Genomic DNA, 10112 nt, shown 5'->3' on the forward strand with positions numbered 1-10112 from the left:
CCCGACCCCCGTGACGGGAGGGCGGCCCGGTGGTGCGTCGGCGGAGCTTGTCCGCGACCCGGACGGTCGTCCTTAGGAAGGCCGTCACCGGAGCGCCCTCGAAGAGGCGGCGTCCGGTCCGGGGAGCGCTCGGGCCGGACCCGTGACGGCGACTGTGAGGAGCGTGCCTGTTCGGGTGCGATTGAGCATGGGTGTCCCCCGTGGATGAGTGCGGTGGATCGACGCGGCGAATGCGCGTCGGACGTCGTCCGGCGCCGGCTGACCGGTCCGGCCCTGGTCGGTGCGACACCAAGAGCATGGGCAATGACCGGAATCCGGCGCAACGACCGCCGCCCCGCCGGCGGCGGTGGAACCATCCCACCCCACCTGACGTGCAGGTACATGAGCGCCCGGAACACGGAATGGGCGGCGGACGACGGGGGAACGGTGTCGACTCAGGACGAGGTCGAGAGGTTCGCGGCGCTGCTGCGCCTGCTGAAGGACCGCACGGACCGCAGCTACGGTTCGCTGGCCCGCCGCGTCAGCATGAACACCTCCACGCTGCACCGGTACTGCGCGGGCAAGGCGGTGCCGCAGGACTTCGCGCCCGTGGAACGGCTGGCGGCCTTCTGCGGGGCGACACCGGAGGAACGGCTCGAACTGCACCGGCTGTGGCTGTCGGCGGCGGCTCGGCAGCGGACGCGTACGGCCGGTCCGGCAGCGGTCGCGGGGCCGGCGCCGGACGCGGACGGATCGCCCGCCGAGGTGAGCGGTCCCGCCGGACAGCGCGTGGCCCCGGAGGAGATCAGGACCCCGGAGAAGCCCGCGCTCTCCTCGGCGCCCCGCCCCTGGCACCATCGCCGACGCGCCCTGGTGGCCACCACCGCCGCCTGCGCGCTGCTGGCCACGCTGGGCATCGTGTCCGCCCTGTCGGACCACCGTCACCCCCAGGCGCACGCCTCCCGCTCCGCGGACCCGCGGACGATCACTCCCGGCGGCAACACGGAACCACCGGCTACCACCTCTCCCGCCCCTTCTCGGAGCTCCAGGTCACCCGGCCACCGGCAGAAGGCCGCCGTCCCGTCCGGTACGGGCACCCGCACCCATCCGGCACCGGCCGTGAGGCCGCCCGTCGGCCCGCCCCTCGCCTGGAGCGTCGACTCCCAGGTCTGGCAGGGGGGTTGCGGCCACGACTACGTCATCGACAAGCCGCCCGCGCAGGTGCCTCCGCCGCCCGTGGAGCAGGACGCGGAGGCGTGGACGGTGACCCAGGGCGCGGTGCACGGGCGGCGGACGCTGGTGCAGATCTCGGTGCAGGGGCGGTCCTCCACGGCAGTGGTCCTGGAAGCGCTACGCGTCCGCGTCGTCAGCCGAGGCGCACCGGTCACCGGGACCGCGTACGCCATGGACCAGGGCTGCGGTGGCGATCTCGCGCCCCGCCGCTTCACCGTGGATCTCGATGCCGACCGCCCGATCGCACGCTCTGAGGACGGCGCCGACACCGGACGCACGCTGCCCGCCCTGCACTTCCCGTACCGCGTCTCCGCCGAGGACCCGGAGGTGCTGCTGGTCGAGGCGACGACGCGGGTCCACGACGCCCGCTGGTACCTCGAACTCGACTGGTCCTGCCAGGGCCGCACCGGCACGGTCCGCATCGACAGCCGGGGCGGCCCGTTCCGCACCACCGGCATCGACGGAATGCCCCGCTACTGGTACGGCACGAACGACGCGGGTGAACGGGCGTGGGTCCGCACCACCACTGAGGAGTGAGGCCGCCGTCGCGCGTGCCGCCGGAGCCGCCCTCACTCGATGCCGTGGGTCTTCCAGCCGCCCGCATACTGCCTGCACGCCCACGAGACACATCTCGCTCTTCAGCTCGCACAGCCACCCCTGTGTACTCCGTTCACCGCCATCCTTGTGACAACACGCCTGATGAGACGCTGTTCGCGGCGATCATCTACGTGCTGGTCAGCGGCTGTGCCTGGCGCCACCTGCCGCTTTGCTTCGGCATATCGAAGTCGACCGCGCACCGCAGGGTCCTGATCCGGTCGGGAGCCGGCGTCTGGGGGCGGCCGCACGAAGCCGTGCTGTACCGGCTCGACGACGCCGGCCTCATCGACGTCACCCGGGCCGCGCCCGGACACCGCCCACGTCCGGGCCGAAAAGGGCGAACACACAGGTCCGAGGCCCGTGGACCGGAAATGGTCACGTGGCAAACGCGAGTGCGCCCCCGCAAGGTGGTCATGACCGAGACGTGACCGCCAAGGGCGGCACGGGTTCCCCGCCCCAGACCCGTGGGACGGAACCTCGGGTCCTCCACCGGCGCCGTCGAACGTCACGGGTTCCCGTGACCGGGAAGGGGTCGGACGGGTGGAGGGGGTGTCAAGAGACGACTTCTGGTGACTGTCCCGGTGGTCGGGTATCGCGGAGGGTGATCCTCGCGTCGTCGTCGAACGAACCGAGGAGTTTCGTGCCATGCCCACTGATGACCACGAGTCGCTGCCCCTGACCTCGGCGCAGGCCGGTGTCTGGTTCGCGGAACGACTGGATCCCCTGCGCCGTGACTACGCCATCGGCGAGTACCTCGAGATCCACGGAGCCGTGGATGCGGAGCTCTTCCAGGAAGCACTGCGGCGGATGCTGGCGGAGACCGAGGTGCTGGGGATGCGCTTCGGGGAGAGCGGCGGGACGGTGTGGCAGCGGCCGGCGGCCGGGCTGCCGCCGTTCCGCCTGGAGACGGTCGACGTGAGCGCCGCTTCCGATCCCGTCGCCGCTGCCGAGGCGCGTATGCGGGCCGAGCTGGCGAGACCGATGGACCTGGCTCTCGGTGACGTGCACCGGCAGTTGCTGGTGCGCACCGGGTCCGAGACGTTCTGCTGGATGCACGGCTACCACCACATCGTCGCCGACGGTGTGAGCGGGCCGCTCCTCGCCCGCCGGGTCGCCGAACACTACTCCGCCCTGGCCGCCGGCGAGGACGTGCCGCCGTCCGGTGCCGCGCCGTGGCGGGAGATCCTCGCGGAGGAAGCGGCCTACCTCACCTCCGGGGCGCGGGAGGCCGACCGGGCCTTCTGGCAGGGCGTACTGGCCGACGCCCCCGAGCCGGTGGGATTCGCCGGGCGGCCGGGGCAGTCGGAGCAGCGGGGCGCCGGTGCTGCCGTACGCGACGTCGTGAGGGTCAGAGGTGACGTGCCCGACGGCGACGCGCGGATGCTGCGTGAGGCCGCCCGGACGTACGGCACACGGTGGTCCGCCCTCGTCATCGCGGCGGCCGCCGCCTACCTCCACCGGGTGGGCGGCTCCGAGGACGTGGTGCTGGGGCTGCCCGTGACCGGGCGCGCCACGGCCGCCGCCCGCCGGACGCCCGGCATGTTCTCCCGTGTCCTGCCCCTGCGTCTGGCCGTCACCGGCACGACGACCCTCGGCGAGCTGGTGCGCCGCACTTCGGCCGGCATCAAGGAGGTGCTCCGACACCAGCGGTACCGCATCGAGGAAGCGCACGGCGGCGCCCGACTGTGGGACGCCACGGTCAATCTGATGGCGTTCGACTACCGACTGACGTTCGGCGGAGCGCCGGCCACGGTCCACAACCTGACGGTCGGGCCCGTCGACCACCTCACGCTCAACGTCTACGACCGTGGGGCCGACAGCTCATTGACCGTGCAGGTGGAGGCGGATGCCGGCGAGATGGGCACGGACGAGGCGCACGCCCACCGGGAGCGGTTCACCCGGTTCCTCGCCGGCCTGGCCGCGGCCGGGCCGGACGCCCGCGTCGACTCGCTCGACCTGCTCTCGCCCGATGACGAGCAGCGGCTCGCGCTCTACGCGGACGGCGGGGCGTCCGCGACGGCCGCCGACGGCTGTCTGCACGAACTCTTCGAGCGGCAGGCCGCCCGCGCCCCCGATGCCGTCGCCGTCGTCTGTGACGGCGCGGAGCTGACGTACGGCGCCCTCGACGCGTGGGCGGAGGACATAGCGGGGCGACTCGCCTCGTCGATCGAACCCGGACAGCCGATCGGGGTGCGTGCGCGCCGCACGCCCGCGATGGTCGCCGCGCTGCTCGGCGTGCTCAAGGCGGGTGGCTGCTACGTGCCCCTCGATCCGGCGCTGCCCGCCGCGCGCGTCGCGTTCGTGGTGGAGCGGGCCGGGATCGGCGCCGTCGTCGCGGACACCGACACGGACGGGGGGATTCTGCCCGAGGGTACGGCCGTCGTGCCCGTGCGGCCGGGCCCTGAGGAAGGGGGCGCCCGGGGGGCGGGTGCCCTGGGCGTCCCGGACCGGCCCGATGCCCGACGTGGCGGGGAGCGTGCGCCGGTCACCGGGCTGTCGGCCGCCTACCTGCTGTACACCTCCGGCAGCACCGGCGAGCCGAAGGGAGTCGTCGTACCGCATGCCGCCGCGGTCGACTTCGTGTACGCCCATCTCGCGGTGGCGGGCATCGGGGCCGGTGAGGGCGGGGGTGAGCGGTTCCTCGGGTTCGCGGCGCTCTCCTTCGACGTGTCGGTCCTCGACGTGTTCGGCGCCCTGCTGAGCGGCGGCACGCTGGTCCTGGCCACCGACGAGGAGCGCACCGACCTGGACCGCCTCCAGTCGCTTCTGGCGCGTCAGGCGGTGACGGTCGCCGACCTGCCGTCCGCGCTGCTGCCCCTGCTGGACCCCGGCACGCTTCCCGCGCTGCGCTTCCTCTCCACCGGCGGTGAGGCCCCGTCGGGCGAGGCGGTGGCGCGCTGGGCGGCCGGGGACCGCGAGGTGTGGAACGGCTACGGTCCCACCGAGGCCACCGTCGAGGTCACGATGTACCGGTGCGCGCCCGGCGAGGGCGGCCGGGTGCCGCCGATCGGCCGTCCGATGGTCAACCACCGTGCCTACGTAGTGGACTCCCGGCTGCGGCTGCTGCCTCCCGGCGCGGCGGGCGAGCTGTGCGTGGCGGGCGCGGGTCTGGCGCGTGGTTACGCGGGCCGGCCGGGCCTGACCGCCGGGTGCTTCGTGCCCGACCCCTTCTCGGCCGCACCCGGGGCCCGGATGTACCGCACCGGCGATCTGGTGCGCTGGTCCGCGGACGGGAACCTGGAGTACCTCGGCCGCGTCGACCAGCAGGTCAAGGTGAACGGCTACCGCGTGGAACTGGGCGAGATCGAGACCGTTCTGGGGCGGCATCCGTCGGTGCGGCAGGCGGCGGTCGACGTGCGGCCCGCCCCGGGTGGCGGGCGGCGTCTCGTCGCGTTCGTCGCGCCGGAGCCCGGGAGGACGGTCGCCTCTGCGGCCGAACTGGCCTCGCACCTTTCCGAGTTCCTGCCGCACTACATGGTGCCCCACGTCTTCGTCGTCATGGACGCGCTGCCGCTGACGGCCAACAGGAAGGTCGACCGCCGCGCGCTGCCGACTCCGGGGCCGGACCAGGAGCCGGTGCCGGACTCGCCGGGACGTGAGCCCGCGGCGGGGCCCGAGGGCGTCCTGTGCGCGCTCTTCGCCGAGGTGCTCGGCCGCCCCGGCGTCGGAGCCGACGACGACTTCTTCTCGCTCGGCGGCGACAGCATCGCCGCTCTCACCCTGGTGAGCCGCGCCCGCGCCCGCGGCCTGGTGTTCACGCTGGGCGACGTCTTCCTGCACAAGAGCGCGGCCGCCCTCGCCGGCGCCGTCGGCAGCCCCCTCGGCACACCGCTCGCGACACGCGACTCGGCGGACCGCGTCACGGAGTCCGGGGAGACCACGGCCACACCCGTGATGCGGTGGCTGCTCGACGGGCCGGGACCGATCGGCCGTTTCAGCCAGTCGATGACCCTCACCCTGCCCGCCGACGCCACCGACGCCCGGCTGGTCCGTGTCCTGCAGACGGTCCTCGACCGGCACGCGGCGCTGCGGATGCGCGTGTCCGAGGGGGCCGGCGGACAGCCCGTCCTCATGATCGGCGAGCCTGGTTCGGTGGACGCCGCCCAGGTACTGCGGCGTGCGGACGGAGTCCTCGACGCGCCGACCGCGGGAGCCGACGCGGCGGCGGAACTGGACCCGGCGCGCGGGGTGCTCGTACGGGCCGTACGAGGCAGCGGCGGCGACGGTCTGCCGGACCGACTCCTGCTGTGCGTGCACCACTTGGCGGTGGACGGTGTCTCCTGGCGCGTCCTGCTGGAGGACCTCGCCGCCGCGTGGGACACGGTCGCAGGCGGCGGTGAAGCGGCGGCCGGCGACGGAGCCGCGGTGCTGCCGTCGCATGACGCCGGCACTCCGTTCCGCGTCTGGACGGCTCACCTCGCCGAGTCGGCCGTCTCCTCCGACGTGCTGGCCGAACTGCCCCACTGGCGACGGACTCTGGCGCCGGACACGGTCCCCGCGAGCACGGGCCGCCAACCCGGTGCGAGGAACCACGGAGCCCCGAGGCAACCGGGCCTGCCGCCCGCCCTGTGGGACCGGGTGCCCGACCCGGGAAGGGACACCGTCGGCACCACCCGCACCCGTACACTGACCCTCCCGGCGCGGACCGCCGCGCCCCTGCTGACCTCCGTGCCCTCGGCCCTGCGCACCGGACCCGCCGAAGTGCTGCTCGCGGCGCTCAGCCTCGCCGCCCATCATCCGGGGGTCACCGGCTTCGATGGCCCGGATTCGCTGCTGCTGGACCTGGAGGGGCACGGGCGGGCGGACCGCACGGGCCGGCACGACCTGTCCCGCACGGTGGGTTGGTTCACCACCCAGTACCCGGTCCGCGTCGACCTGCGCGGTCTCGACCTGGCCGCGGCCTGGGAGGGCGACGGCGGCGCGCTCGCCGCGCTGGCCGGACGGGTGCACGGCTGCCTCGCCGCCGTTCCGGACCACGGTACCGGTTACGGGTTGCTGAGCCGTCTGAATCCGGCGACCTCCGAGGAACTGGCCCGACTCCCCCAGCCACGCGTGCTGTTCAACTACCTGGGCCGCTTCGACGGCGGGGACGGCGGGCCCTGGAGCCCCGCCGCCGACGTCGGCGCACTGGCTGCCCACGCCGATCCCTCGATGCCGGTCGAGCACTGCCTCCAGATCGACGCGGTGACGGTGGAGGGCACGGACGGTCCGTCCTTCAGCGCCACGCTGACCTGGCCGGAACACCTGGTCGCGGAGGACGAGGCCGACGCGCTCGCCGATGCCTGGCTGGCCGCCCTGCGCCTGCTGGCCGGGGCGTCGACCGAGCTGGGCGCGGCCGGCGGGACGGCGGACAGGCTCCCGGCCCGGACCGTCCGCGTCGACCTCGCACCGGCAGGTCTGTCCCGTGCGGACGTGGCCGGTCTCGCCGAGCGCCACCGCGGACTGACCGACGTACTGCCCCTGTCGCCGCTCCAGGAAGGTCTGTTCTTCCACGCCGGCTACGACGCCACCGGGGCGGACGCCTACACCGGCCAGATCGTCCTGACCCTGGACGGCTCCCTCGACGCAGACGCCCTGCGACAGGTCTGCCAGGCGCTGCCGGCCCGGCACGACGCGCTGCGAGCGGCGTTCACCGACCGCGGTCTCGACCGTCCTGTGCAGGTGGTGGCCGACGGCGTCGAGGTCCCGTGGACCTCGGTCGACCTCACCGCGCACCCGGCGGAGGAACGCGACGCCGTCTGGGAGCGGCTGCTCGCCGAGGACCGGACGAGGCGCTTCGACCTGGAGCAGCCGCCGCTGGTGCGTTTCACCCTCGTCCGCGCGGGCGAGAGCAGGCACCGGCTGGTGATGACGAACCACCACATCCTCATGGACGGCTGGTCCTCCGCCGTACTGCTGCGTGAACTCCTGAGCGGATACGCGGACGCGACCGGCGCCGGCCCCCGATCCGGCGGCGCGGCGGCCGTTCCCTACCGCGACCACCTGGCCTGGCTGGCCGGCCAGGACCGGCAGGCGGCGACGGCGTCCTGGCAGGAGGCTCTCGCGGGCCTGGGCGAACCCACCCTGCTGGGCTCGGCAGATTCGAACAGGCTCGGCGCCCTGCCCGAGCGGATCACGGTGGAACTGTCGCCGGAGACGACCGCCCGGCTCACCGGACGGGCCCGGTCGGCGGGCATCACCCTCAACAGCGTCGTCCAGGGGTGCTGGGCGATCCTGCTGGCCCGGCTGACCGCCCGGGAGGACGTGGTCTTCGGCAGCACCGTCTCCGGACGCACCGCGCCGGTCACGGGGATCGACAGCATGGTGGGGTTGCTGATCAACACCCTCCCGGTGCGCTTCCGGGTCAGGGACGAGGAGATGCTCCTGAGCGCCCTGGCCCGCTTCCAGGACGAGCAGGTCCGCCTGATGGACCACCAGCACCTCGGGCTGGCGGACATCCAGCAGGCGGCGGGCCTCGGGACCCTGTTCGACACCGCGGTCGTCGTCGAGAACTATCCGCTGGACCTGGCGGAGATGCGGGACCTGGCCGGTGGGGTTCAGCTGACCGACGTCGACGGATCGGACGCGACGCACTACACCGTGAACCTCGTCGTCCTGCCGGGCGAGCGGCTGCGGCTGCACGTCGACCACCGCCCGGACGTCCTCGACGCGCGCGCGGCGCTGAGCGTCGCCGAAGGACTCCAGCGCCTGCTGACGGCGGTCACCGAGGAGCCGGAGACGACGACCGTGGGCGAGGTCGACGTCGTCTCGGCCGAGCAGCACCGGACGATCGCCCGGTGGAACGACACGGCGGTCCCCGTGCCCGCCACCACGCTCGTGGAACTGTTCGAGCGGCAGACCGCCCGCACCCCGGACGCCCCAGCCACCGTGTTCGGCGACGAGCGTCTGACGTACGCCGAACTCGACGCACGTGCCGAGGCGCTCGCCGCCGGCCTCCGCGCCCGGGGTGCCCGCCCGGAGGAGGTCGTCGCGGTAGCCCTGCACCGGTCCACGGAGCTGGTCGTCGCACTGCTCGCCGTCCTCAAGTCGGGTGCCGCCTACCTCCCGATCGACCCGTCGCTGCCGGCGGAGCGGGTCGCGTTCATGCTGTCCGACGCGGCGCCGGTCCTGGTACTGACCACTTCCGACGTGACCGACGGGCTCCCGGGAACGGCGGCCCCGCCGCGGCTGCTCCTGGACGTACGCGGCGCCGCGGCGGAACCCGCGTCCGCGGCACCTTCCGCAGCGGGCGTGGAGCAGGACGGACCGGACGGACCGAGCGGGCCGCTGCCGGGCCATCCCGCCTACGTCATCTACACCTCCGGTTCCACCGGCCGGCCCAAGGCCGTCGTCGTCGAGCACTCCGCGATCGTCAACCGGCTGCTGTGGATGCAGGACCGGTACGGGCTCGGCACCGGCGACCGGGTGCTGCAGAAGACGCCGTTCGGCTTCGACGTGTCGGTGTGGGAGTTCTTCTGGCCGCTGCTGACCGGCGCCGCCCTGGTGGTCGCCGAGCCCGGCGGGCACAAGGACCCGGCGTACCTGGCGCGGGTGATCCAACGGGAGTCGGTGACCACCGCGCACTTCGTGCCGTCCATGCTCGCCGCGTTCGTCGCGGAGCCCGGCGCCGCCGGCTGCCGTTCGCTGCGCAGGGTGGTGTGCAGCGGAGAGGCGCTGCCCGAGGAGCTGAAGAACCGCTTCCTCGATGTCCTCGACGTGCCGCTGCACAACCTGTACGGGCCCACCGAGGCGGCCGTCGACGTCACCCACTGGGAGTGCCGGCGCACGGACGAGGGGCCGGTGCCCATCGGGCGGCCGATCTGGAACACCGCGCTGCACGTGCTCGATCCGGCGGGACGAACCGTGCCGGTCGGGTTCCCGGGCGAGCTGTTCCTGGCCGGGGCCGGTCTGGCCCGCGGCTATCTGCGTCGGCCCGCGCTGACCGCGGAGCGCTTCCCGCTCGCGCCGGCCGGACCGCCGGGTTCGCGGATGTACCGCACCGGGGACATCGCGCGACTGCGGGCGGACGGCGCGGTGGAGTACCTCGGCCGCACCGACGACCAGGTGAAGATACACGGCTTCCGGATCGAGCTCGGCGAGATCGAGACCGCCCTCGCGCGGCAGGCGGGCGTGGAGCGGGCGGCGGTGGTGGTCCGCGAGGACACGCCGGGCGAGCGCAGACTCGTCGGCTACGTCGTCCCGCGCCGGGGAGCGTCCGCGGACCCGGCGGCGCTGCGCGCCGGTCTGGCCCGGAGTCTGCCCGCGGGCAAGGTGGCGCGGGGGGGCGGCGGGGGCGCGCGGCCCGGCGCGCCCAACCGCAAGCG

The 10112-nt window shown here is 74.0% G+C and carries 2 protein-coding genes and 1 pseudogene; all 3 read left to right on the forward strand.

From position 1 onward, the window contains the following. Window positions 1–381: 381 nt before the first annotated feature. Window positions 382–1749: a helix-turn-helix domain-containing protein gene (locus tag ACFWN1_RS28670; RefSeq protein WP_384368070.1), complete on the forward strand. Its 1368-nt coding sequence runs from the start codon at window positions 382–384 to the stop codon at window positions 1747–1749. Window positions 1750–1901: 152 nt separating this feature from the next. Continuing rightward, window positions 1902–2178 (forward strand): annotated as a pseudogene (locus ACFWN1_RS28675) (transposase); the annotation flags it as partial. A gap of 276 nt (window positions 2179–2454) precedes the next feature. Then, a partial coding sequence (locus ACFWN1_RS28680) for an amino acid adenylation domain-containing protein (RefSeq protein WP_384368074.1) occupies window positions 2455–10112 on the forward strand: 7658 nt, incomplete at its 3' end.

This window comes from Streptomyces sp. NPDC058459 (genome assembly GCF_042721685.1).
Taxonomy (GTDB): domain Bacteria; phylum Actinomycetota; class Actinomycetes; order Streptomycetales; family Streptomycetaceae; genus Streptomyces.

What these genes read in the sequence shown, in the direction of transcription:
- ACFWN1_RS28670 (WP_384368070.1), top strand. Translation starts at nt 382, where the DNA reads ATGAGCGCCCGGAACACGGAATGGGCGGCGGACGACGGGGGAACGGTG.